We start from the raw sequence: 24,694 nt of genomic DNA, 5'->3' as shown, positions 1-24,694 counted from the left end.
TTTTCTTCGATTTCTAAATCCACTGCAGATTGATCATACCCTCCCCCATAATATTTCACGAATACCTCCTCAGGATTTGGCCCAAGCTTTCTGACTTCTTCACAAGAAGCATAAAAAATGCCCAAAATAGCCAGACTATATAGAAAAACTGTTCGCATATTATTTGATTCTCTTGTGTGAATAGATAGCTCTTTCGTAAGAAAACATTAGGCTCAAGCTTTGAAAAGTGAAGTCATCATCCACATGTCCATATCGAAACACAAGCTCCTGATTACCATATCTATTGTTGGGAGTGACGGAATTTTGCAACCATCTACCATACCTTAAATCGACGGCAAAGTAGTTTCTCCGGATTTTTCGTTTTAGCCCAAAACCCAGAAAGATTTCGGAATTCCAGTCAGAACGTTGAGGATTGAGGTCCGAATTTTCCAGCCCGTTTTCTATGCCTCCCAGCTGATTTGATCTACTGATGTTAAAAATTTCTGCGCTTTGGACAAGAATACCTGACACTCCCACAAATAAATGTGGTATCCAGGTTTTGCGATCGTAGTTGTTCTCACTCCAGGTATCAAAGTTATAATCAAGAAATACTGGAATAGATAATAGGCGCTGCTTTTCTGTGAACTCCAATTTAAATACATCTCTTTGTTCAGCATCTCCCAGAAGTTTTTGGGAATGCTCCAGACTATAATTAGCCTGTGAATAAAAGAATCCTATTCCCCATCGAAGATTTCGATGCAATAGAGGTTTACTAATTTGTAACCCCAGGTATAAGATGTTTTCTGGATTATACTCCTTATTGGATAAAAGGGCATTATCTACTGAATAAGTCTGTTGAGATAAAAAGTAACTATTCCCTCCACCAGCTGTTGCTCCTACAAAAAGAACGGGCCGTGTCCTAAAATTATCATACAGATAAATCAACTCGGGGGGATCTGTTCCTTTGTAGCGATCCAATCTAAATTCAGGATCTATATCCAGTAACTTCTGAAAACTTGTATCTGCTCTTGACTTGTCTTCAAGTAAATAAATAATGGTTAACAGCCTGAGACCTCTTACAATGTTTTCATCGTTTAAGCGATCTATACAAGGTTCCAGTATGTGAGCTGCTTGTATAGGATAACCTTGCTGAAAAAGTCTTTCCGCTCGCTCAAGTTGCGAATTGCAGTTTTGGCTATGCATTGTGCCAGTGTGAAAAACCCACAAGAGAATTACAGTAATAGCTGAAATAATCCTGGACTTATAATCAATTAAGTTTTTCATGGCTAATTGATTTGAGAATTCTTAGTTTGTGAGATTTCACTACCAATGTATAATTTCCATTCTTCGGCAGTCAACTCTCTTTCCAAACGCTCGCCTATTAATTCTGATAACTTCTGAAGCTCTATGGGCCATCTTTTTATTTCGCCTTCTCTACTTCCAGAGATCAATTCTTGGCCATTTGGAGAAAAGACAATATCCATGATCCAATTGTCATGGTCGCTCAGAATCAAGGGTAACTTACCTTGAAAATCACTGGAACTTAAATCCCATACCTGAATGCTTCCATCATAACTGGAAGAAGCCAATTGATTATTAATATTAAATTCAAGATCGCTGACCCGTGCTTTGTGCCCACTTAGCTCTATTCCTCTTCTTTTCAAGGAATTTGCATCATCGCCTTCTTGTATTTGCCAAATCCAGACAGTGCCTTTTTCGTCTCCGACTGCAAGGGTTTCTCCCTTCATGTTTAAAGCCAGGGAAAAAATTTGGCTACCTAGAGAATCCTGTGATGGAATTTCTGAAAAAGTTTCTTCTTCCAGGTTCCAGAGCAAAAGTTCAGATTTGTAGTTGAGTCCGAGCAACCATTCCCGGCTATTTCTGAGAAAGTGTCCCTTTGGCAAACTGTTCTCTTTAATAAAGAACAAGCGATTGGTCCCCTGTAGGCTGAAGAAACTAATTTCAGGAGAATTACCCGCTAAATACTGTGTGCTATCCAGGCCAAGATCAATAATTTCCGGATTAGTCAGGTCAGGCGTCCACTTGGCAGTTCCGCTCTTATTGATCTCTACTTTGGGGCCTGGTCCCCGACTCACCATAATTTGGGTTTTATCAGGACTCATGGATCGATTCACAGCCGCATCCTTATCAAGTATTTCTGGCGCGACCGTTTCTCCTAATTCTTTTAGTTTCCATTCTAAAACAGAACCATCACTTCCTGTAGAGTACAGGATTTTGCCATCTTTATTAAAAAGCATGGACCGTACAGCTCCTTTATGAGCTTTTGATTTATCTATGAATTCATTGAATTCGGGACCAAGCAGGCTTTTTGAGGCCTGATATAGACCCGTATAAACCGAAGGATCATGGTAATTGGGTTGGACATCTTTCAAAAACGTATACGCTTGCAATGCAAGCAAAGCCTTTAAAGTCGTATCCTTTATTTGAAGAGACTTAGCTGCCAGGTATTGGATTAAGGTTCTTTTGTAAGCGATATCCGCCTTATTCTTTTCTTCCTGCGCTGCCCTCAATGCTTTCTGTGCTGCTAGTTTGGCAACATATTCATCGGCACGAGCACTATCTGCATCTGCTCGTGCAATTATGGCTGCTCTGGTACTATCTATAGCCTTTTGTTCTGCTAGTTTTGCCCTTGCCAAATTTGTTTGTGCATTCTTTTTCTCAATCTCTGCAATGCCACGTAGGGAGTCTGCTCGGTTCTTTTGCTTCAGGGCCCGGGCCTTTTCCTCCAATGCTTCTACAGCCTTAGCTTCTGCTCTTTTTTCATTCTCCTTCGCTTTTATTTCGTTTTGGATAGCAAGTTCTTTACTGTTTTCTGCATTGTTTTTTTGTACCAAAGCATAAACAGCAGTTGCACTGACTATAAAAAAGATAGCTGAGATCAGCATGATAAGTGCATTCCTTTTCCTCCTCAGAGACCTGCGGCTTTTCAAAATAAAGTCATGCTCATCCCGGGAAATATCAATCTTTTCGAGATAGGGATTTATATATTCAAAATCCTCCTTAGTCAAAAGTGCTCCTCGAGACTTATAATAGGCATAGCTATCTGAGATGAATTTTTCCACTTTACGCAGGGTCTTTTCATCCGCAGAAACCTTATCATAAATTTTTAAGGCCAGTGAATCATGAGCAAGTTCTACTTTCATCAGTTAACCTCTTTGAAGATTCTTAACTCAAAAAATCGTTGGATGCAGTAGTCGATATCTTCTGCGCTTATATTTTTCCTTCTGTACAAAGATTCTTTAATATCATCGATCTCAATGCTTCGCTTTGTGGCTTCGTCCGAGACCAGAGAAAAAAGTATATCTAAGGGGATATCCTTTTTGCCTAAGTCAGATTCTAATATGCCCAACTGTTCCTCAAGGAATGAACCCATTACATCTTTAAGTTCTCCCACAGAATTGATAAGTTGCTTGTCAAACCTGGGGCCTTCTCTTCGAAATGATTCTCTTTTCTGATCTTCCCGATACAGGCGGTCCATATACACCTGAAGATTCGTCAAATCCACTCCTCTTTTATCGCTAAGGTTTTCCAGCATCTGATCGATAACGGATTCGGCTTTGGGAATCTCTATTTCGTATAAGTCTGCTGTTTTTTGAATCACCTCAGAAAGATTTTTCCGGTTCATCCGTTCCACACGAAATCTGTGGTCAAAAATACTGGGGACTATTTTTTCGAATTCGGAAAGATGAGCAAGGTATTCTTCCCGCATAGAAAGAAGAATTTTGCAAGAGAGTTCCGAAGAAAGAATCTTTTTTACAAATTCAAAGAATTGTATCTGCTCTTCTTCTGTTCCAAATATGAAGAGCTCTTCAAATTGGTCGAAGATGAGGTAAATAGGTTTAAAATTGTAGAGGTAGAGCAGATGAAGAGAATCGTGCAAATCTTCTGGTATTTCAGTCTGACCTTTTGGATTACTTTCACCAATCGCCTTATTCACAACTTCTCGTATAGATCCGTTGATATTATCCCTGCGCCTGATAAAGAGCTCCTGCCATTGGGTGGGGTGAAATTTATTGGCAAGACCGCACTGAATCAGGCTGGTTTTACCTACTCCACTGGCTCCATACAAGAGAATCAATTTCCCTTGAAAAACCAGCGAATACAAAGCTTCAATTTCCTGGTCCCTACCAAAAAAGGAATGCATTTCATCTTTCCCATATGCATCCAAAAACTTAAATGGACTCTGCGGATTGCTCATCTTATCTGCTTTAATAGATCTTTTCGGAAAAGTCTGAGTTCTTCTACTAAAGAAGGATTTTCATGTTCATTTGACTTCATCTCCAGTTTTTTACCAGCACTTTGAGGATTGATAAATACTGTGTCATTATCTACATGCTCATAATAGATCTCCTCAAATTCCCGATTAAACATGTACATGTAGATTTTGGGAGCATTGAGGCTCTTATAAGCATTTTCATCCATAAGAAAAGGAGAAAGGTTCACGTATTTATCTACCTGGTCTATCCCCTTTACCAAAAGAATGGAATGGCTGTCAGTAAATTTGCTGTAATCTTTGGGAGAACCTTCCATTACCTCAATTGCAACCCCTGCCAATACACCCATTTGATGTTTGAAAAGTGGTAGAGATCTCCTTTGTTTGGAGACACCAATATCTTTTATCGAAACCAATTTGTAATCAACCAGAAAAGCCGAAAAGCTTAGCAATTCTCCTAAACTATATTCTGCTTTATCACATAATTGAGCCAGATCCCCCCCTTCAAGGTTCCCGGATAAAATGGCGGTCCGGACTTCTTCGAAGTATAAATATGCTTTAGCAATTCCATCTTCTTTCTCAAGTCGTAAGTGTAGGCCTTCTAATTGTTCGATAAAGGGCGTAACCTGATTTTCATCGAAAACCCGCGTAATTCTTCCCAGGAAACCAGCATAACTAAAATTCAGTGCTCCATTCAAATCCATTCCCAAAAAGTCTGAAAGCTCATCAAAATAGTTTTCCGGAATGTCAAAACCTTCTGCTTTATGTAGCTCGTCCCAAAGTTGAGAGAGGAGAGAAAAGAGGAAAAACTTGCTAAGCCTAATGTAGGTGCTGATCAATTGTTCTAACCTTTCACGAGATTTACGGATCATGGAGTCATGGTTGCTGAATAAGGTCCGCAATTTTATCCCAATCGGCCAGGGAAAATGCTTAATAATCGTATCCATCATCTGGCGAAATAGTAAATCAATTGTCGCCTGATTTTTAGAAATACGGTAAAAACTCAGTTGTTCCTCAAAAACAGGGTTAACTTCTGAGATGGCTTCAAAGACTGGTAAAACAATGTGTTTATTTACTTCCTGGCTCTCTATTTTCACCCCTACCCAAGGATCAGAATAAATGGTCTTATTAGTACTGGGTAATGTCCATTTAAGGATTTTATCATTTTTTACAAATAGTCCCCAGGGTATCTCATCTTCTTCTTCCCCTTTTTTCAGGAAGGAAAGGTCAATCGCCCGATGAATTTTGATCTCGTCCGTTTTTGACAATTCTATGGTTTCCAATTTAGAAACAGCATCATTGAATGCTTGTTCTAGACTTGCTCCATTTGCCAGACTATCGTAAAATTGAACCGCAAATATTCGAGCTTTATTATCCTTGATGGGAACAGAGGTCGCTATAATGGCCTTAACTCCAGCGTCTTGCAGTGCCTTTACCTGAGATAAAGTGGAACAGCCGTTTAGAAATACCAATTTCAGCTCATTCTGTTGGCCCATAAGTTTGGCTAGGCCTTTAGCATTGGCATCCTGATTTTGTAGTTGAAGGTGGGTACCTGTGGCATGTCCTCCATAATGGAAGATTATAATTCGATCTCTGAAGCGAGTGAATTGAAAAAAGATATCCTCAATACTCGACCTGCCACGATTATAGATTTCGATAAATCCATTATCGTGGACATCCTGAAGTTTCTGGTAAATTTGATCCTCCTCTAACTCAATATTAGAAAGGTATGCATCCTCGTCATTTGCAAATGACAAGAACACCACGGGTTTGCGGGCCATGAACTACAACTTGAAAAGAAAAAATTATTGACAGGAGTTATAACCAGTATATTAAAAATATTCAGAAATACCAAATATTAGGATTGCAGAACAAAAACGCCCTGCACATTTTTGTTCCCTTCTAATAGTATTGGAAAAGGCCGCTACTCCAGCTCTTTCACCTCCAATGAGGTACCGTATTCATCCCAGCTGACTTCAACACGTTTTTTCTCACGCGTGCTTCTGTGTTTGAGTCTCAGGATCAATCGACTTCCTTCATCTACCCAGTCAAAATTGGATACATAGAAGTTTTGGTAGCTTAAATCTTTGATTTGGCAATAGCCATTCGATCCTTCTTCCTGTTCGATTTCCAGGATGTCCCAAACGGCCGCCTCAGATATGCGGGTGATATTGATAGTTTCTATTCGGCAGCTTCCGCAATTTCCCCAGCCGAAGGAGTGGCGGGGAATGCTTTCTTCATAAATCAAGCCGAGGGTACCGTCTTCAAATAGGAACCATCGGTCCTCAATCTCAGCTTTCAATCCTCTGTTATTTCTTCGGACTTTTTCGGCAATGATATTTTGGCCATTGGCTCTAATGATGTCTTTTTCAACTCCGACTCGATTGACAAAGTCAAGATTGGTTTTGATCAAGTCTATTTCATAGCCTTCAAATTCAAAATTTTCGAAGAGCAAGCTTTGCTCATAGACTTTGACCTCCAGAAGGTCCTCACTCAATTGGCCATTTTCCATGACCAGACCATCTACATCTATCCCAAATCCTTCCCAATCATTTTCACTGTACCACATGAGAGGGTAGAAATCATTCTCTGTAAAAACTTCATCCGAGAGATCTGTATAATTAGTCTTTATAGGCCTTTGGAAAGATACGTACTGGAAGTTGAGGGGATGAATGCTACGTGTATTTGCGGTAGAGTTTACGATTCTCCCTCTTTGCCCGGGATTGGCATTTACCACATCAACCATCAGGTTGATTCCTTGCATCTCCGGTAAGATGACAAAGCCAAAAGCCTCAATAGAAAATTCAATGTTGATGATATACCCATCTTCCCTTTCTGTAGGGTCTGAGGTATAACGGACTCCATCTGTCAGGGGCGAAAGTTTGCGTCCCAGGTGATCCTCCAAATCACGTAAGACATATTCATTTGCATGAATTGGATCACGCCCGTCTCTAAAGAAACTGAATTGCGTGATGCCAAAGGGCATAAGTACCTCTCGGAAACTTCCGGGATATGGGAGATTGAGATTTTTATCACGAATTTCCTCCCGGTCGGGATAATTGAAATTCCGGGTAAAACCTCTGGCTGTCAGATTCGCAGCAGATTCTTCATTTAGACTAAAGAGTCGGTTAACACCTGTATCCATACCTCTTTCTCTTACTGCTGGTGCAGATAACAGTCGAGGGTGAAAGCCATATTGATAGCTTTTGGGAAAGGCAAATTCCGGTAAGGCGAGCCAAACATCGACCCGATCTGCATAAGCAGGATTCGGGTCATTATTTATACTGGGATCGATGACTTTTATAGCTACACTCAAGTAAGTTCCATCACTGTAAACCTGAACTGCAGAGTGAACAGGAAATTTCTTTTCCGGCTCTACAATTCTTGTTCCCGTAACCTGGTTCAGATCCCCCATGATGAAGTCGGAGCCCTGACCCAATAGGCAAGCAGGCAAGGTTAAAATCAGAATGAAATAAGCGTGAGTTAGCTTCATCTATAACATCTTCGTTCTCGTTATCAATATAGCTCAGCGAGGTTAACGGTGATTCCTTTGTACTTTTTCTTAGCTAGGTTCTTTCTCGCTAAATTCGCATCTGCTCTATTTGCATAAGGCCCCACAATAATCCTGAACATCGACTTTCCGTCCTTACTGCTGCTTTGTACCAATGTGTCTTCAATTCCCTTTCTCTTCAAATCATCCAAAGCTTCCAGCAATCTATAAAAATTAAAGAAAGCTCCCACTTGTACCCCAAATCCTTCTGCCTGTGCCTTAAAGGCCTTGAAGCTAAAAAGCTGGGGGGTGTATTTTGCAATATCAGGATTCACCACTTCCTCTTCAATTTCAGGAATTTCTTCCCTCGCTTCTTCTCTATATTCTCTTGACTCTTCTCTATAATCTGCCAAATCTTCTTCCTCTATTACGGTATATCGGCTATTTCCGTTGGCCGGTTTTCCGTTATAGTCAACTAAAGGTAGAGAATTGAGGTCTCTATTCGGATTTGCTTCTGGTTTGGGAGGAATATCTTCTATTACTATATCCCCTGAATTCTCGTTCCCGGAAATCACTTCAACCCTTACCCTAACTTCTCCACTTCTTATCATATCCAAAGACTCTGCAGCTGCTCGGGACAGATCTATTATTCGCCCTTTTGTCCAGGGACCTCTATCATTGACCTTCACATTTACCACCCGACCATTGTCTAAACGAGTCACACGCACCCAGGTACCAAAAGGCAGAGTCTGATGTGCAGCTGTGAAATCATATTTATCATAAATTTCACCACTCGCAGTCTTACGACCGTGATATTTATCCGCATAATAGGTACCTATTCCGGTCTGATTTTGACCATAGACGGGAGTTGAAGCAGAAAGAATGAACAGGAATGCTACTGCATTCAATAGGAAAAATGCTGTTTTTACTGTGTTTGATGAGTTTTTCATATCTCTAGATAGTAGGTTTTACCGATTTGATGTTTCATTTCCTAAACATACCAGAACAAATAAAATGCCTATCTTGCAAAATAATGAAAGTAATTGTTTATACAGACGGTGCAGCCCTTGGAAATCCCGGTCCCGGAGGATTTGGAGTAGTCATGAAATATGGCAAACACAGGAAAGAAATTGCACAGGGTTTTCGAAAAACAACCAATAATCGTATGGAATTGTTGGCAGTAATTGTAGCACTGGAAGCGCTTAAGAAAGATGGGGTTGAAGTATTGATTTATACAGATTCAAAATATGTGCAACAGGCTGTTACGCAGGGTTGGCTTTTTAACTGGGAAAAAAAGGGATTCAAGGACAAAAAGAATCCTGATCTCTGGATTCGATTTCTTAGGGTTTATCGTAAACACAGGGTAAGCCTACAATGGGTTAAAGGACATGCAGGCATACCGGAAAATGAACGCTGCGATCTCTTGGCAACAACAGCTGCAAAACAAGCACCGGATCATATAGATGAAGCTTACGAACTCAGTAAGAACTAATTTCGCCTTAGGGAGTTCTACATTCCGTTACACCTAAATAAAAGCCTGATTACAACATGCCATTGAAAAAGACATTCATTTTCCTTGGTCTATGGTTAATCGTCTACATTCACGCACTCTCACAAGCAGCTAATCAAAACCTGAGTTTTGTTTCTCAGATCAACTATACAGAGAAACTCAATGACATCTGGGGATACGTTGATGATACAGGAAATGAGTATGCGCTTGTCGGGCTAAGGAATGGCGTCTCCATAGTCGATCTCTCTGACCCTTCCAATCCTGTAGAGCGAGACTTCCTCCCGGGAGTACGATCTGCCTGGAGAGACTTAAAAACCCACGATAATTTTGCCTTTGTGAGCAATGAAACCGGAGATGGAATTCGGATCATTGACCTGAGCAATTTGCCGGGAGAAGTAACTTACAAAGATACCATGCTGGCTTCCATCAACACAGCACATAATCTCTATGTGGATGAAGGATATCTTTATGTAACGGGTACGGATAATTTTAATGGAGGAATGGTCATCTTCGATTTGACCACAGACCCCTGGAATCCCATTTTCAGGGGAGCATATACCCTGAGATACGTGCATGATGTTTACGTAAGAAATAGCATTGCCTATACTGCAGAGATATCAGATCGGAGACTCAGCATTGTAGACCTGTCTGACAAATCTCAACCTGAATTAATTGGCCAAACCGGCTACCAGGGGGCTTTCACCCACAATACCTGGTTGAATGATGCCTCCAATGTGGTCTTTACAACAGATGAGTACGGCGGAGCATATGTACGGGCATGGGATGTTTCTGATCCGGGGAAGATAGAAGAAATCGATCGCATTCGCTCCTCCTTAAGTGGGGGTTCGGCTGCTCCTCATAATGTTCATGTGCGCAATGATTACCTCATCAGTTCTTATTATCGAGATGGGATACATATTGCGGATGCCAGTCGTCCCAATAACCTGATCGAAGTGGGCTATTATGACACTTCTGATACCCTCGCCAATGGCGGATTTAATGGAAGTTGGGGAGCTTATCCCTTCCTGCCTTCAGGACTCATTTTGGCTTCAGATATTGAAAACGGATTGTTTGTTCTTTCTCCTACCTATGTAAGGGGCTGTTATCTGGAAGGCACCGTAAGAGATTTGGTTAGTGGAGTTGTACTGGATGATGTTGAGATCGAAATTATTGGAGAAGAGATACAAGACAGAAGTCAGGATGACGGTAGCTATGCTACTGGTATTGGGCTAAGTGGAACCTATGAAGTCGCCTTTTCAAAATTTGGCTATGAAGCGGACACAATAAGCGTGGCCTTAAGCAATGGGGTATTAACAATCAGGGATGTTGACCTTATCTCCCTAAACAGAATAAATCTCACCGTGGAAGTGAGGGAACTGGAAAGTGGAAATCTGATCCCCGAAGCGAAAGTCCTGGCCATTGCAGACGGAAGTCAAACGAAGTTCAATTATCTGACAGATCCCAATGGTCTATTGCAAGAGTCAAGACTTGTGATCAATCCCTATCAACTCATAGTTGGCAAATGGGGCTATATCACACAAGAGGCATTTATTGAGCCATCTGAAAATGATACCAGCATCACTTTTTTTCTGGAGAAAGGTTTTTATGATGACTTTTCCCTTGATTTTGGATGGGAAACAAGCAGCACAGCTTCCAAAGGTGATTGGGAAATCGCTGAGCCGGATGGAACCTATAGAAACGGGAACATTTATGCGCCCGAATTTGATCTGGATACAGATATCGGAGATCAGGCTTTCGTAACTGATAATCAGGATGACGGGGCTTTTGGCTATGACGTTGATAATGGTTATGTCCTGCTGAGTTCTCCCTGGATGGATTTGAGTGAATACAATGAACCCGTTATCAATTATCATTACTGGTTTGTCAATTGGTCCCTGAGACAAGGTACAAGAAATCAGCCGGGCAATGACTTTCTCTCTGCCTCCATAACTGATGGGATAGATACTATAGAAATCAAGCGCTATACTGGTCCCTTTGATACCACCTGGACAGAAGAGAGTCGATTCTTTTTCCAAAAGTATTTCGACCTGCAGAATACAGCTGTCAAATTCTTGCTTTATACCCAGGATTTCGAAGATGATAATCAGGATGCAGTTGAAGCTGGACTCGATGGATTCAGGGTAGTCGAAAGTAATACCACTCCTATCGACCCGGAATTACCTTCCATTTCTTTCAAGTTGTATCCCAACCCGGTTAGCGAGCAGCTCTTTATAGATATTTCTGAGATTCAAGCGGATGCAAGAGGAGAGCTTAGCTTCGAAATTCGCGATATCCAGGGAAGAAAGATTTATGAACAAAAATTAAACGAAGGAAGAGAACAATACCAGTTTGAATTCCCCTGGCCATCGGGTTTGTATCTGGCACAAATTTTGAAAAGCGGACGTAGGATTGCTTCAAAGAAAATATTGAAATAAAGCAGTATTGCTTGATTTTCTCAAACTTATCCACATTTTATCTTTTAGGTGTGGATAATTTTTTCTACCTTTAAGTGCCTTTTAAGCAAATCAAAATTTCCAAAGAAAAAATAATTAAATTAGTGATAAGAACTGGCTCCTTCCTGCTCTCATTATGCTTCCTCTTTCTGGTATCAGCTTGCGACTCTCCACAAAAAAATGATCCCAAAGCCAGCATAGGTAGACTACCGGCTCCCAGCCTCAAAAGGATGTCCCAAAATCAATATGGGATTGAGATGGATTCTCGTACCATTGTTCAAGCAAATTTTGAAGAAAATCAATTCCTCACGGATATTCTTAGTGCCCATAATGTGGCGCCTGAAACCATAGATAAACTGGCCAAAAAGTCCGAGCATATCTTTGACGTAAGAAGAATGCGTGCAGGTAATGCCTTTACTCTGCTGAAAAATGAGGATCAGCAGGTAGACTATTTTATATATGAAAAGAATCCAGCCGATTATGTCGTTTTTGACCTCAGAGACAGCGTCAAGATATATGAGGGTAGAAATAAAACGGATGCAGAGGAAAAGGAATTGGCAGGAGTGATCCAAAATTCTCTCTATGAGACCATCACTGAGCAAAAGATGGATCAGCAACTGGCCCGAATGCTGGAAGATGTCTTTGCCTGGTCAGTAGATCTTTTTCATTTGGAAAAAGGCGACTATTTCAAAGTAATCTATAAAGAAGAATATGTAGATGATGCCTCGCTGGGGATTACCCAAATTCTTGCAGCGCAGTTCCATCATGATGGAGAAGATTATTATGCCTTCCGTTTTGGAGAAGGAAATGATTTTTCCTACTTCGATCAGCACGGCAACAATGTAAAAACCACTTTCCTTCAAGCACCCGTTCGTTATAATTTCAAAAAAGGGAGCAAAGGACTAAAATCCGATCAAAAAGAAGCAAAGTACGAAGCTCCGGCAGGCAGTCCGGTTTATGCCCTGGGTGGTGGCGTGATCACAAAAATTCGAAAAAATTCTGCTTATCAATTAAGCATAAGACATACCTATCCCTATTCCACTCAATACGGCCAGCTTGCCAGACTTGCCAAGGGCCTCAAAAAAGGAAATCGAATCAAGCAAGGAGATTTAATTGGTTATGTAGGTGAAAATAAAATCACCTTAAACTTTCTCCGTAAAAACAAGAGTGTAGACCGATCAGAGCTTTCTTTAGAAGAGGAAGACAACACCATAGAGGAAAGCGAGCGTAAAGATTTTGAATTATTCAAGGAAAATTTGATCTTACGTTTAGCACGTATTCCCCTTTCAGCTCTGGATAAGCAGCTCTTATCATCCTACTAAGTATTTCCCGAAAAGAGTCGCTTTCATTTTTATTCTAAAGGCATGGGCCTTATTTTTGTCATTCAATAGGAAATGGCAAGCATGTAAGCCTGCCAGACATTGTGTTTCTCTTGCAAATTCAGACCAATTAGCAAGTGCTCATGAAACATCTATACTGTCTCATTATTTCCTTGCTCTTCTTTTACCAGGCTTATAGCCAGAATCATTTATTCATTCCATTCGGTCAAAGCAAGGCTGAAGTCCGGGATTTTTTGAATTCCAGAGACTATGTCAGTGACATCATAGAAGATCAAAAAATGAGTAGCCTGCGTGCTGTTCTTGAAGAAGATAAGCATGTAGAGTATGTCTTTGAAAAAGGCCAACTATACGCTACTTCTGTAACCCGCAATTATTCAGACAAAAAATCGGCGAAGAATGTCGAGAGAAAATGCCTGGAATATATGCAGGTTACCGGCTCAGAGGAAATCAAAGAAATAAACAATGAGAATGTTACCTGCCATACAGTTATTACTGACAGTCGGGTTATCAAACTCTTTATTATCGAACATGCCAAAAGCAAAACCCTGACCTTTACCTCGGTCAGTCGGAAATTTGGCCCCATGATTTCGAAACAAGATTATTACTATGAGATCGATCTGTTTGAAGATCAGATCAGCATAAAGGAATGAACAAAATAAGAAAAGGCTACAATCCAGGATTGTAGCCTTTTCTTAATGTATTCTTTCTATATGTTTTAGGGAATTTCTTCCTCTTGCACAGATTTGTGTTCTCCATACATATAAGTCTTGTACATGCCTTCGCCCGGATACATCTGGAAACCCAATTGAGGGAAACTCATGACATAGGGCTTATCTTCCTCAATATCCTTTCGCGCTTCATAATCCAGATTACTTTTAACAAAATTGAAGAGAGGCTCTGTCTGCAAATAGGTATGAATATTGGCCTTGCTTTCGAAATTGTCCCAGAATACCTGGAAGTTATCATTCTCATCAAGGGTATTTTGCTCCAGATAAGACTGTATCACATACTGCAAGGAAGTTGTATCATTGGAGAATACCACATATTCATCTATGACAGTAAAGTGAGGCTGCTCTATACGAGAAAACAGCCGTTTGAAGAACAGTTTAAAGAAGCCTTTTAAGGCGAGATAATTAATTTCATAGCCTCGGTACTCATGAACCTTGAATTTGACCGGAGTTCTCTTTTTTACCTGCTTCATGAGGTATTCCAGCTTTTCCTTTGCCAGTTCATAATCATCAAAATGCATCAAAGCCAAGTAACTGTATTGATTATTTCTATCCGGAACCGGAACCACAGCCGTTGAGACTTCTTCAGTCATCCAGGAAAAAAAATCTTCCTCAAAATTGATTTTCAACAGCTTCTCTACTCTACGGATATTCTTCTGCATTTCTTCATATGCCTCCGGATCGGTAGCGGAAGAATAATCAACATAACGGCGATACAATTCCGAAAAATCATCGAAGCCAATGCTGCTATACATAGCAGTTGTAGCAGGCAAGACTTTATGAGCATTGATTCTCCCCTGCCCTACTTCTTTATAAACATTGAGGTAAGATTGAGCAGAATCCAGCTGTTTGGTATAGCCTTCAAATTCTGCAGACTCATCATCTAAATGAAGGTCAAAACCGGAAAAGGCCAGAACTTCCTGAAAGTCAGCCATCAATTCCGGGATTTCGGTTGTAAAGGCCCCAATAAAGCTATTGAAATTGCTATAATTGAGGTACATGGTATAGAGATCATCCCGGTCCGTATTCTCTCGTACTGTAAAGAAATCCTGATTCGTAGTGATACTGGGATTTCCGGACTGCATGATGGCTTTCTTCACCAGGTTTTTGGTGTAAGAAGCGATCATTACATTGGCCACTACCGAAATCGACAAGGTCTCTTTGGTCTTGGTATCATAGAGATTATAGATGGGATTATTTATGTAATTCTCTTTACTCACCTGGTATTCCAGGCTTTCAAAGAGCTTAACCATAACCGGATCCAGCTTAGTAAGTTTCCGACCTTTCCCCAGCAAATCTACCAGGATCACAAAATCATAGTCCTGACGAGAAATCATATGAGAAGAGATGACCATATTTCCCAATTCCACAAAATCGACCAGGGTAGAATTTGCATTGAGTAAGGAATCCAGATAGTCTGCATTCTCACTTACTTCAGCGAAATAGGGGCTTCCCTTCAGGAATTGCCAAATCTCGGTTTTACTCAAATTCTGCCAGTCTTTTACCGGTTCATTTGATTCGATGGCATAAATAAAATCCGTTGGGACAAAAGCGAAGAGTTCTTCCTGGGTATTGTCGGTTTCTATAAAGAAATATCCTCCCACCGCAGCAAGAGCCAGCAATATCAGGAGCAGTAAGATTCTGAGCGCGCGCTTCATGAGTCTAGCATTAATTCGGGTGTGTGTCTATAATATACGGGGAAAATGCCTAGGCGTGTAAAGCCTGAGGAAGTTTTTCTCCATTTTCGAGGTCGAAAATCTTCGATTTCACCAATCCCCAGCGATTGAGTCTAAACAAAATCGATACCCGCAATACTCCTAATCCGTATTTTACACTCCGCTTGAAATTGATGGAAGAAGCGTCTTTGAAATATTTGGTAGGACAAGTTACTTCTCCTATGATAAAGCCTGCATAGGCAATCTGCCCCAGCATTTCATTATCAAATACAAAGTCATCGCTATTTTCTTCTAATGGCAGGGAGTTGAGGATTTCTTTGGAGAAAGCCCGGTATCCGGTATGGTACTCTGCTAATTTTTGCCCCATCAGGATATTTTGAAAGGCTGTCAGGAATCGATTAGCAATGTATTTATACATCGGCATTCCTCCCTTCAAAGCTCCTGTACCTAAAATTCGGGAACCCAACATTACCGGAAATAACCCATTTGCAATGGGATAGATCATAGCTTCCAGCAGTTTGGGAGTATACTGGTAATCGGGATGTAGCATCACTACCACATCTGCTCCAGACTCAAGTGCCGCCTGATAGCAGGTTTTCTGATTGCCCCCATATCCTCGATTTCGGGGATGAATTATTACCTTTTGTATTCCAAGTTCTTCTGCTTTCTTAGCAGTTTGGTCACTGCTTTTATCATCAACAAGAATAACTTCATCCACAAGATCTTGCGGTATCTCCTGAAAGGTAACTTCCAGGGTCTTTTCGGCATTATATGCCGGCATCACTACGACAACTTTTTTTCCCCTAACCATAGGTATTTGTAACTGGCGGGCAAATTACTGATATTTCAAACTAGACGCAAAATTCACATGTTAAGCCATTATTTGCTCTTGATTAAGAAATCTGTTCCTATTCTTTTTGGCCTCCTATTCTCCCCTTATTTTATGTATGCTGGAGGATTACAGATCAATTATCAGGGACAAAGACAAACAGGGATGGCGAATGCGGGAGTAGGACTCGCTCTGGATGCAAGCAGTGTGTTTTTCAATCCTGGTGCACTTGCACTCAATTATCAGGGAGGCGTCATGCTGGGTAGCAATGTATTGGCACCAAGAACCATCTTTTTAGAAGCGCCCCCCAGTGATTATCTTGATTCAACAGAAAGATTTGTAATCACACCGATTTACCTCTATGCAGGTTTTAATGGAAAGGAAGGAACTGCCTTTGAGAATTTCAGTTTTGGGGTAAGCCTGAATAACCCCTTTGGAGGAACAGTAAAATGGGCAGATGACTGGCTTGGAAAGAATATCTCGAGAGAATTTTCCATGAATACCTTTTTCCTCCAGCCGACCATTAGCTACCAACTCTCAGAAAATATCGGTATCGGAGCAGGTTTTACCTACGGCATAGTCAATTTACTAAGCAGAAAGGCCTTTAATACAGATATTGGCGAAGGTTCTGTCCAGTTTACAGGATCGGGCATTGCTCAGGGTTTCAATATTGGCCTGTTTGCCCAGGCAACCAAAGAAGTAAGTCTGGGAGTCAGTTATCGCACCGCCATGAATATCGAAATTGAAGAGGGCCTTACCCAATTTACAGTTCCCCCTTCCCTGGAAGAAGCTTTTCCAGATCAAAATTTTCGAACAGAATTTACCCTCCCCCGGGTTTTATCAATAGGCCTGGGCTATAAACCCGACGAAAGAACCCAATTTGCAATCGACCTCATTTTTACCGGATGGCAGGTATTTGATAGCCTCGATCTGGTATTGGAGGATCCTGATCTTGTAAGCAGCTTCCCAACTCGCAACTATACAAACAGTGTAAGCCTCCGATTAGGAGGGGAATACGCCCTTAGTGAGTCATTCTTGCTAAGAGGAGGAATTTATTACGATGGTTCTCCCGTACCCAGTCAATATGTTACTCCTGAATTTCCGGATGCTGATCGGATTGGTTTCAGCCTGGGTCTGGGCTATCGGGTTTTACAGAAATTCAATGTAGATATTTCTTATACCTATGATTTTACCGGAGAAAGAACTTCCTCCTTCATTGAAGCGGGCTTTGCTGGCAAATATTTATCTACGACTTCCAGTCTTGGCATAGGCATAGGCTACCTTTTCTAAAAAAATTGAATTATTTCTGAAAGGATGGCAAACGCTTTGCAATACATATTCGATATTATTAGTGAAAGAGCGCTGGTTTTCTTGACAGCTTTTTAACAAGTGAGCCTTTTTGTTTAAGTATCATTAAATATTTGGGCAATAGATGTTAAAATAGATTTGAGAAACCAGAAGAATTTAATTGTTTTGCGGTGCGAATTTCAGATTCGAATCGTTAGTTATACACACAAGAGGAAACGGAGATATTATTGAATGAGAAATTTTTACTCAAGCATCATTTTGTGCCTTATTTTACTTAGCTCTTTATTTTGGGGAGCTTGTAAGCAAAATTTGGTAGCACCCACCGCACAGACGGGTGTGCTAAGGCTTGATAATTACGTTGCCATAGGAGATGGATATAGTGCTGGATTCGGCAATACCGATATCTTCGATCCCAACAGTAATATTGGCCTGCATTCTGCAGGACAGCTAAGTAGTTTTCCCGAACTTCTCGTCAATCAGTTCAACCAGGCAACCTTCATTGCAGATTTCCGAACGGAACTTCTGGAAGGAAATGGTTCGGGTTATTATCAGTTGGAAGAAGTACGAATCCCCGTTTGTACGGATCAGGAAATTGAACCTGTACTAATAGGGATTGAAGCAGAAAGTAATTGGGAAGAAAATTTTGACAATACAGAAGTCAATAACCTAAGTGTCCCCAGACTTAGACTTTCAGGGGTTGAAAATCCACAACTCAATAATGCCTTTTTCCAATTGCTAAGGCAAGATTCTACTGAATCCTATCTGGATCTTATTGAAAAAAGTTCGCTGACCTTCTTTACCTTATATCTAGGAAGCCGGGATCTTCTGGACTATGCCATGCGCGGAGGAGCTGATCCCAATTTCCCCTTGATCCCAAGTGCTGACTTCATCAATGTATATGCTAAACTTTTGCGTACAGCATTTTTGGCCAATCCGGATATAACACGGGGAGTAGTTGGAAAGATACCAGATATCAGCGAGTTTCCTTTTTTCACAAGCATAGGCCCGCTTTGGAGAGACCAAACAAATTGCAATATCACGACAAGGTCTGTTTATATACAAACCCGTACAGGAAGCATTAGAACGGCTCGTGAAACGGACAGGATACTTCTCCCGACTTCTTATCTGATAGGCCAACAAACTCCTTCAGGTAATCAGTATGGCCTCTCTAATGAGAGTCCGATACCCGAAGCTCTGGTGCTGGATAGTGATGAGGTTAGAGAATTGAAGGAAGTAATCAGTGAATATAATGTCGGGATCGATTCTTTGGTAATGGACCTGAATAATACCTATCCAGAGGATAGAGTAGCTATTGCTCGGGTAGATGTGCTAGTGCAAGGCCTTACGATCGGTCTAATAGAAGATGGACTCGATATCAGTACAGAATACCTTTCTGGCGGGTTCTTTTCCCTGGATGGACTATACCTCACTCCCAGAGGAAATGCCTTACTGACCAATGAATTTGTCAAAGCGATAAATGGAATGGAAGACTTTGGGGCTATTATTTCCCCTGTCAATGTGATCAGTTACTCTGGCGTAGTTTTCCCCTGATCTAGCTGTACTTTCTTATAATTTCTCGAATCTGTGGAAGCAAATGATGTTTGCCATCATTGATAATGGTAAAATCCGCTCGTTTCATTTTTTCTGACTCAGGCCATTGTTGAGCCATCCTCGCCAAAACGGCTTCCTCAGAAATACTTTCCCGACTCAGTACCCTTTCCAGACGCACTGACTTAGGTGCATATACTGTAATAACTGCATCAGCATCTTTATAAGAACCCGATTCATACATGATCGCGGCTTCCTTCAAGACAAATGAATGAGGATAATCCTCAGATATCTCAGCATACCATCTGTAAAAATCTCGACCTACCGCAGGATGAACGAGGGCATTTAGTTCTTTGAGTTTATCCGGATCATTGAAGACGATTCCTCCGACATAAGCTCGATCCAATTTCTCATCAGACGTATAGGCCCTTTCCCCCAATAGGTCTTTTACCTCAGCCACCAATTGAGCATCTGTATACATCAGGGATTTTGCCTGCTGATCGGCATAGTAAATCTTATAGCCCAGGCTTTCAAAAATGCGACAGATATAACTTTTGCCGCTTCCTATCCCACCTGTGATTCCTATTTTCAACAGTTTACTCACGGACTTACACGGGATGAAGGGTAGATAATGACAAAGCCAACTTCCATAGGCACTTTCCGAATAAGTTTTAAAGAGCCAGGCAAAGCCGCTTCCGGTATAAAACTCGGAATATCTTCCTCTAGTTCTGAAAAAGGGATATTAATCTTTAGTGCTTTCATCTCCCGTTCAACCTTACTGTATTGATCCATGGGAACGAGACAAGTATAGTCAACAGCATTATGAGAAAGGCGAATGTCCAGGTCCGAAGGAAGGTCAATAATCTCAATAGGGATATTGAGTTTGATCTCCGTGTATTTAATGGGTTTTACCTCTACGGATACTGTTTTAGGAAAGACATTGATCCCTTCAAGGGTATCGAGGACTGGAATATCAAAACTGGCAGCAGTCGTAATCTGTTGATCAATTCTACCGGCAGTCTTCCAGAATTTGATTGTATCTATGACTTCCTTAGGCCCCCGAAGCAGAACAGAATCCTGACTAAGATTAGGTTCTTCTTCCAATTGATAGGCAGGAGCCAAATTGAGTTTTGTAGCAAAGGTCAGGGGAACTTTATTGGTAAATTCCGTCAGATAATTGAAATACAGCTTTTCTGGTTTTAGTCCAGCAATCTGAACTCCCTTCAGGCTATTTTTGACATGATCCTCATGTCTTTTCACCATGAGGTAGCCTTCGCGGATTTCATCTTCTGTAAACTCAAAGCTCAAGGTATCCTTTCTGCTTCTCAATTTTGCCATCATGAGATCGATTCCGGAGCCTATGGCATCAATACGAATGCTGGGGGCTTCTTCGGGACCCAGTTTTACGTTTTCTGGCAATTTTACTGTATACCTCAAACTGGTTTCGTATTCCTCATTGAGGGTAACGATCAACCATAAAGCTGAAGCACTCAAAAATGCAAACAGAAAGACCAGTCCGCGATTGTTTCTCTGAGGTCGAGTCTCAGGAGAGAGCAGGAAGCGGATGAGTTGTCGGATGCGAAGATTCAAAACGGGAGCTTATTTCTTGCTTTTGTCCGAGGGACTCGGAGCAGCTCTCAGAGCTGTCTTATCAAAGCGAAGCTTGGTATTTGTATCAACTTTGACCAAAGCACTGGTATCATCCAGGCTTTCTATGGTACCATGAATCCCACCAATGGTCAAGACTTTATCACCTTTTGAAAGGCCTTCTCTAAAAACACGTTCTTCCTTGGATCTCTTTTGCTGAGGACGAATCATGAAGAAATAGAAAATGGCAATGATCCCTGCAAAAAAGATCATGTTTTCAAATCCCAGCCCAGTTGGCTGTTCTGCACCTGCGGCACTGTCTAGTAAAAAAATAGTAAGTAATTGCATGTGAGCCTGAATAGGTTTCGTTTATTCGGAGGAGCTGCTTTCTGCACGCTCTACTTCTCCTTTAAGTTTTAGTAGTCGGGTTAGTTTCCCTTCAAAATTTCCAGTTACGGTGATGGTTTTTGATTGAATTCCAGGTCTTCCCTGGCTATCAAAACTCACATCGATAAAGCCTTCTTCTCCGGGAGCAATTGGCTCCTCTGAAAATTTAGGGGTAGTACAACCACAAGAGGGTTTTACTTTGGTAATATGAAGGGGATTTTCTCCAGTATTCTTGAATTTGAATTGATAGTTTACAGGCGTTCCTTCCGTTACACTTCCAAAATCATAAAGATCTTGCTCAAAAACTACGCTGGTCTTTGCTAAAGACTGCGCTTTTTCCTGAAACTGAGGAAGTCTTGGAGCATTGGGAGTCGAGCCTTCATCAGTCAATAAAGAAGAGGATCCTCCTTCAAGATTGAGTGCATTGCTCTCTGCATTATTATCGAGTCTTGCCTGATTAGCATCCTGCTCCTTTTGCCCTCCTTCTCCACAAGAGATCATGAGGAAGCAAAAAATTGATGCAAGGAAGAAAATATCAACTCTTTTCATTTTTTCTATTTGGCTACAAAGATAAATAAGGAAAAGGAATAAAAATAGCCATATAGGGAAGGCCATCGCTTATTCCAATTGTTCATTACTCTTATGTACAGGAAAAATCAGTTACTGGTTTTCTCAACCGGGGAATTTTTTGAAGTAGAGTGATCTATCAATCCTCTTCCTCTTTTCACAATCTTACCTGTTTCCCGGAAGTCATTATATAGACTGTCGAGGATACCATTGATAAACTTGCTGCTTTTTGGGGTGGAATAGGTCTTGGCTAATTCCAGGTACTCATTGATGGTAACTTTTACTGGGATCTCTTCGAAATTGAGCATTTCGCAGATGGCCATATGCATAAGGATACGATCCAGACGGGCAATTCTTTCTAGTTCCCAGTTTTCAGCTTTGCGCTTTATATAAGAGTCATAAAGCTCACTGTTCTTCATGGATTCGTAATAGAGGGCATTCAGCAGGCGGGTATCACCTGTGAGACGTTTTTTCTTCTCAATCTCCCCAACTTCCTTCTCGATATCTTTTAACAGCAGATCAAAAACATGCTGTTCGTCCTGTCCTGAGGTGAGACATGCATAGACTGCCTGCATGACTTTTGCTCTTATTTGCCTTCTAGTTATCATCTGGACTAAAGTAGCTGGTATTTAAACTAAGTAAATGAACTGTAGTACGTTTTGTTTCTGGGTCGTGTCTACAATCTTGTAAACAAAAGTACGGATTGTTTACGAAAAAAATGCTATTCACACGAAAATATATATAATTCCCGAAGCTTTTTTCTCTTTTCACGCACTTTTTTGACGCGGAAACAATTATGCAAAACCAAACATCAGGCCAATTATCCATTTTATTGAAATAGACCTGAATTTTTCTCTCTTTCTTAGCTATTTCTGCATTTTAAACCCGATAGATAGGCCGAAAGTTAATCCCGCACATATTTAAGCCTCTGTCAAAAGTGAATATGATTTCGGATATTTTGATAATTCCCCCTAATTATTGTTAATTTCCTCTTCAATTATATACATAAGGACTTCTATTGGAAATCCTGACACCCGTTAATTCTTATCATGAGCAACGAAGTATTTCCTACTCCTCAATCCATAAGAGACAAAGTTACTCCTGCATTTTTCCCTAAACATCAAGACGCTGTCTACAAAAGACTGGAAGATAAACACACCAGTGTAGAGGTTGAAAATGATCCCTTGGGTACAAAAATGATCATCAATCTTGGACCACAGCACCCTGCTACGCATGGAGTACTCCGTGTAGTTCTGGAAGTGGATGGCGAAACCATTACCCGAGCAGTAACAGACATTGGATATTTACATAGAGGGATAGAAAAGCTTGCTGAGAATAAGACCTATCAGGAGTTCATGCCTTATACAGATCGCATGGACTATATGTCTCCTTATTCTAACAATACAGCATTTTGTCTGGCTGTAGAGAAATTGGTGGGAATAGAAGTTCCCAGAAGGGCCCAATATATCCGAACTATAGGATGTGAATTGGCCAGAATCTCTGCTCACTTGTTGTGGATGGGAACCATGGTTATGGATGCAGGTGCGATCTCCATGTTCATGTGGACATTCAGAGAAAGAGAAAACCTTTACGACATCTTCGATAAATTTGCAGGGGTTCGCTTTACAGTGAGTCATTGCCGCATCGGAGGCGTTCAATTTGATATAGACCAAAAAACGATCGATGCGATCAAGAAGTGGAAAGCCAATTTCCGCAAGGAACTGGCAGGATGGAAGAAACTTTTAGCTAATAATGGTATATGGCTAAATAGAAACAGAGGCGTTGGGGTCATCTCTAAAGAAAAAGCGATTCAAATGGGCTTGACGGGTCCTGTATTGAGGGCTTCAGGAGTTCCGCATGACCTCCGGGTATTCGAGCCTTATTTGGTGTATGATGAATTGGAGTTTGACATTGCGATCCGTGAGGAAGGAGATTGCCTGGCAAGGTATCTGGTACGAATGGATGAAATGGCCCAAAGTATCCGAATACTGGATCAACTGATTGACAAATTGCCAGCAGGAGATATTCGTGCTGACAATGCCAAACATACCTATGCTTCCAAAGATGAGATCTATTACTCAATGGAAGGTATGATTCATGACTTTATGATGACGGATGTTGGAGTTATCCCTCCGGAAGGAGCAGAAGTATATCATGGAATAGAAGCTCCTAAAGGCGAATTAGGTTTTCATTTGAAGTCGGATGGAACCGGATCTCCCTGGCGATGCAAAATAAATTCTCCTTCTTTCTCCAATCTACAATCTCTGGAGTACCTGATGGAGGGTAGTATGATCGCCGATACGGTTGTACTCATTGGATCTATTGATCCGGTGATGGGTGAATGTGACAAATAGTCGCATTTCCCTATATTTGTATGATTATTGTTGATTCCCGGATATATGGATTACTTGCAAATCCTGTACTGCACGCTACTCGCTTACCTAATTGGGTCTATTCCGACCAGCATCTGGTTGAGTAAACTCTATTATGGAATCGATATCAGAGAGCATGGTAGCGGAACAGCATCTCATCTAAATGTAAGCCGGGTCCTTGGAAAGAAATCAGCCTACCTCGTTCGCTTTATTGATATAGCCAAAGGTTTCGCTGCAGCCAATCTGGCCTACTTTTTCCACAATCAATACGGTATATTTTCAGACTTTGAGTTACCCATACTCAAGATGTGCTTTGGCCTTGCAGCCATTATCGGGCATATCTTCCCTATTTTTGCGGGTTTAAGAGGAGGAAAGGGTTTTCATGCCAGCATAGGGGTATTGATTGCGATCAATCCTTTAGCCAGCATTATACTGGTTCTGATTACAGCCTTGATTGTAGGCATGTTCAGATATCCCAACCTTGGATATGTAGCTGGAGCTATTTCCTTGCCTGTATTTGTGTTATTGAGCAAAGCCGGTTTTGAAGAATTCTATTATTTACCCACCCTGGTATTTAGTTTCTTCTTCTCAGGCATGCTGATGTTGACGCATAGACATAATCTTCTCCGCATCCTCAAATACGGGGACGATCATCGCGTGTCAACAATTGGATTTTGATTTGGAGG

At 41.1% G+C, this 24,694-nt stretch carries 21 protein-coding genes; 8 read left to right on the top strand and 13 right to left on the bottom strand.

Annotated elements, in window-relative coordinates:
- Positions 1–159: 159 nt before the first annotated feature.
- The 6 genes from R8P61_08180 to R8P61_08155 all read right to left on the bottom strand — a co-directional run bounded on the left by R8P61_08180 (position 160) and on the right by R8P61_08155 (position 8,653).
- Positions 160–1,263, bottom strand: a complete 1,104-nt coding sequence (locus tag R8P61_08180; protein ID MDW3647025.1) for a hypothetical protein — start codon at positions 1,261–1,263, stop codon at positions 160–162.
- A gap of 2 nt (positions 1,264–1,265) precedes the next feature.
- The gene (locus tag R8P61_08175) at positions 1,266–3,143 is read right to left on the bottom strand and encodes a hypothetical protein (protein MDW3647024.1); all 1,878 of its coding nucleotides are present in this window, start codon (positions 3,141–3,143) and stop codon (positions 1,266–1,268) included.
- Entirely contained in the window at positions 3,143–4,198 is a 1,056-nt protein-coding gene (locus R8P61_08170; GenBank protein ID MDW3647023.1) for an ATP-binding protein, read from the bottom strand. The genes R8P61_08175 and R8P61_08170 overlap by 1 nt, the downstream gene beginning before the upstream one ends.
- Positions 4,195–5,994, bottom strand: a complete 1,800-nt coding sequence (locus R8P61_08165) for a CHAT domain-containing protein (protein ID MDW3647022.1) — start codon at positions 5,992–5,994, stop codon at positions 4,195–4,197. The genes R8P61_08170 and R8P61_08165 overlap by 4 nt, the downstream gene beginning before the upstream one ends.
- Before the next feature lie 143 nt (positions 5,995–6,137).
- Positions 6,138–7,706, bottom strand: coding sequence for a hypothetical protein (locus tag R8P61_08160; protein MDW3647021.1), 1,569 nt, complete (start codon positions 7,704–7,706; stop codon positions 6,138–6,140).
- 23 nt (positions 7,707–7,729) lie between these two features.
- On the bottom strand, positions 7,730–8,653 hold the full coding sequence (locus R8P61_08155; protein ID MDW3647020.1) for a septal ring lytic transglycosylase RlpA family protein: 924 nt from the start codon (positions 8,651–8,653) through the stop codon (positions 7,730–7,732).
- Positions 8,654–8,736: 83 nt separating this feature from the next.
- Here R8P61_08155 and rnhA point away from each other — a divergent pair, with 83 nt between their 5' ends.
- The 4 genes from rnhA to R8P61_08135 all read left to right on the top strand — a co-directional run bounded on the left by rnhA (position 8,737) and on the right by R8P61_08135 (position 13,656).
- Positions 8,737–9,195 carry a ribonuclease HI gene (gene rnhA / locus R8P61_08150; GenBank protein MDW3647019.1) on the top strand — a complete coding sequence of 153 codons (459 nt, stop codon included), beginning with the start codon at positions 8,737–8,739 and terminating at the stop codon, positions 9,193–9,195.
- Between the two features lie 56 nt (positions 9,196–9,251).
- Positions 9,252–11,648, top strand: a complete 2,397-nt coding sequence (locus R8P61_08145) for a choice-of-anchor B family protein (protein ID MDW3647018.1) — start codon at positions 9,252–9,254, stop codon at positions 11,646–11,648.
- A 122-nt stretch (positions 11,649–11,770) separates the two neighbouring features.
- On the top strand, positions 11,771–12,988 hold the full coding sequence (locus tag R8P61_08140; protein ID MDW3647017.1) for a peptidoglycan DD-metalloendopeptidase family protein: 1,218 nt from the start codon (positions 11,771–11,773) through the stop codon (positions 12,986–12,988).
- 140 nt (positions 12,989–13,128) lie between these two features.
- Positions 13,129–13,656, top strand: a complete 528-nt coding sequence (locus R8P61_08135) for a hypothetical protein (protein MDW3647016.1) — start codon at positions 13,129–13,131, stop codon at positions 13,654–13,656.
- Between the two features lie 65 nt (positions 13,657–13,721).
- Here R8P61_08135 and R8P61_08130 read toward each other — a convergent pair whose 3' ends face one another.
- Together R8P61_08130 and R8P61_08125 are read right to left on the bottom strand one after the other, a co-directional pair.
- A complete protein-coding gene (locus tag R8P61_08130) occupies positions 13,722–15,392 on the bottom strand; it encodes a DUF3352 domain-containing protein (GenBank protein MDW3647015.1) in 1,671 nt (556 codons plus the stop codon).
- Positions 15,393–15,441: 49 nt separating this feature from the next.
- Entirely contained in the window at positions 15,442–16,221 is a 780-nt protein-coding gene (locus R8P61_08125) for a glycosyltransferase family 2 protein (GenBank protein MDW3647014.1), read from the bottom strand.
- Positions 16,222–16,278: 57 nt separating this feature from the next.
- Between R8P61_08125 and R8P61_08120 the strand changes: the two genes are divergently transcribed.
- Positions 16,279–17,529: an outer membrane protein transport protein gene (locus tag R8P61_08120; protein ID MDW3647013.1), complete on the top strand. Its 1,251-nt coding sequence runs from the start codon at positions 16,279–16,281 to the stop codon at positions 17,527–17,529.
- A 327-nt stretch (positions 17,530–17,856) separates the two neighbouring features.
- On the top strand, positions 17,857–19,098 hold the full coding sequence (locus R8P61_08115) for a hypothetical protein (protein MDW3647012.1): 1,242 nt from the start codon (positions 17,857–17,859) through the stop codon (positions 19,096–19,098).
- 1 nt (position 19,099) lies between these two features.
- On the opposite strand, the gene coaE is transcribed toward R8P61_08115, so the two are convergent.
- The 5 genes from coaE to nusB all read right to left on the bottom strand — a co-directional run bounded on the left by coaE (position 19,100) and on the right by nusB (position 22,244).
- A complete protein-coding gene (coaE, locus tag R8P61_08110) occupies positions 19,100–19,699 on the bottom strand; it encodes a dephospho-CoA kinase (protein ID MDW3647011.1) in 600 nt (199 codons plus the stop codon).
- Complete coding sequence (locus R8P61_08105) at positions 19,696–20,685, bottom strand: YbbR-like domain-containing protein (GenBank protein MDW3647010.1); 990 nt, start codon at positions 20,683–20,685, stop codon at positions 19,696–19,698. The genes coaE and R8P61_08105 overlap by 4 nt, the downstream gene beginning before the upstream one ends.
- A gap of 9 nt (positions 20,686–20,694) precedes the next feature.
- Positions 20,695–21,030 (bottom strand): preprotein translocase subunit YajC, encoded by a 336-nt coding sequence (yajC, locus tag R8P61_08100; protein ID MDW3647009.1) that lies wholly within the window; start codon positions 21,028–21,030, stop codon positions 20,695–20,697.
- Between the two features lie 21 nt (positions 21,031–21,051).
- Entirely contained in the window at positions 21,052–21,618 is a 567-nt protein-coding gene (locus R8P61_08095) for a DUF1573 domain-containing protein (GenBank protein MDW3647008.1), read from the bottom strand.
- A 107-nt stretch (positions 21,619–21,725) separates the two neighbouring features.
- On the bottom strand, positions 21,726–22,244 hold the full coding sequence (gene nusB, locus R8P61_08090; protein MDW3647007.1) for a transcription antitermination factor NusB: 519 nt from the start codon (positions 22,242–22,244) through the stop codon (positions 21,726–21,728).
- 441 nt (positions 22,245–22,685) lie between these two features.
- Here nusB and nuoD point away from each other — a divergent pair, with 441 nt between their 5' ends.
- On the top strand, positions 22,686–23,990 hold the full coding sequence (gene nuoD, locus R8P61_08085) for an NADH dehydrogenase (quinone) subunit D (protein ID MDW3647006.1): 1,305 nt from the start codon (positions 22,686–22,688) through the stop codon (positions 23,988–23,990).
- A 45-nt stretch (positions 23,991–24,035) separates the two neighbouring features.
- Positions 24,036–24,686 carry a glycerol-3-phosphate acyltransferase gene (locus tag R8P61_08080; GenBank protein ID MDW3647005.1) on the top strand — a complete coding sequence of 217 codons (651 nt, stop codon included), beginning with the start codon at positions 24,036–24,038 and terminating at the stop codon, positions 24,684–24,686.
- The last annotated feature ends 8 nt before the right edge of the window (positions 24,687–24,694 follow it).

Source organism: Bacteroidia bacterium, from assembly GCA_033391075.1.
GTDB lineage: Bacteria > Bacteroidota > Bacteroidia > J057 > J057 > JAWPMV01.
The sequence above is the reverse complement of the archived record's forward strand: the minus strand, read 5'-3'. Positions and strand labels throughout refer to the sequence as shown.

Coding starts and splice junctions, on each gene's coding strand:
- R8P61_08180 (MDW3647025.1), bottom strand. CDS start 1,263: ATGAAAAACTTAATTGATTATAAGTCCAGGATTATTTCAGCTATTACT.
- R8P61_08175 (MDW3647024.1), bottom strand. CDS start 3,143: ATGAAAGTAGAACTTGCTCATGATTCACTGGCCTTAAAAATTTATGAT.
- R8P61_08170 (MDW3647023.1), bottom strand. CDS start 4,198: ATGAGCAATCCGCAGAGTCCATTTAAGTTTTTGGATGCATATGGGAAA.
- R8P61_08165 (MDW3647022.1), bottom strand. CDS start 5,994: ATGGCCCGCAAACCCGTGGTGTTCTTGTCATTTGCAAATGACGAGGAT.
- R8P61_08160 (MDW3647021.1), bottom strand. CDS start 7,706: ATGAAGCTAACTCACGCTTATTTCATTCTGATTTTAACCTTGCCTGCT.
- R8P61_08155 (MDW3647020.1), bottom strand. CDS start 8,653: ATGAAAAACTCATCAAACACAGTAAAAACAGCATTTTTCCTATTGAAT.
- rnhA (MDW3647019.1), top strand. CDS start 8,737: ATGAAAGTAATTGTTTATACAGACGGTGCAGCCCTTGGAAATCCCGGT.
- R8P61_08145 (MDW3647018.1), top strand. CDS start 9,252: ATGCCATTGAAAAAGACATTCATTTTCCTTGGTCTATGGTTAATCGTC.
- R8P61_08135 (MDW3647016.1), top strand. CDS start 13,129: ATGAAACATCTATACTGTCTCATTATTTCCTTGCTCTTCTTTTACCAG.
- R8P61_08130 (MDW3647015.1), bottom strand. CDS start 15,392: ATGAAGCGCGCGCTCAGAATCTTACTGCTCCTGATATTGCTGGCTCTT.
- R8P61_08125 (MDW3647014.1), bottom strand. CDS start 16,221: ATGGTTAGGGGAAAAAAAGTTGTCGTAGTGATGCCGGCATATAATGCC.
- R8P61_08120 (MDW3647013.1), top strand. CDS start 16,279: ATGTTAAGCCATTATTTGCTCTTGATTAAGAAATCTGTTCCTATTCTT.
- yajC (MDW3647009.1), bottom strand. CDS start 21,030: ATGCAATTACTTACTATTTTTTTACTAGACAGTGCCGCAGGTGCAGAA.
- R8P61_08095 (MDW3647008.1), bottom strand. CDS start 21,618: ATGAAAAGAGTTGATATTTTCTTCCTTGCATCAATTTTTTGCTTCCTC.
- nusB (MDW3647007.1), bottom strand. CDS start 22,244: ATGATAACTAGAAGGCAAATAAGAGCAAAAGTCATGCAGGCAGTCTAT.
- nuoD (MDW3647006.1), top strand. CDS start 22,686: ATGAGCAACGAAGTATTTCCTACTCCTCAATCCATAAGAGACAAAGTT.
- R8P61_08080 (MDW3647005.1), top strand. CDS start 24,036: ATGGATTACTTGCAAATCCTGTACTGCACGCTACTCGCTTACCTAATT.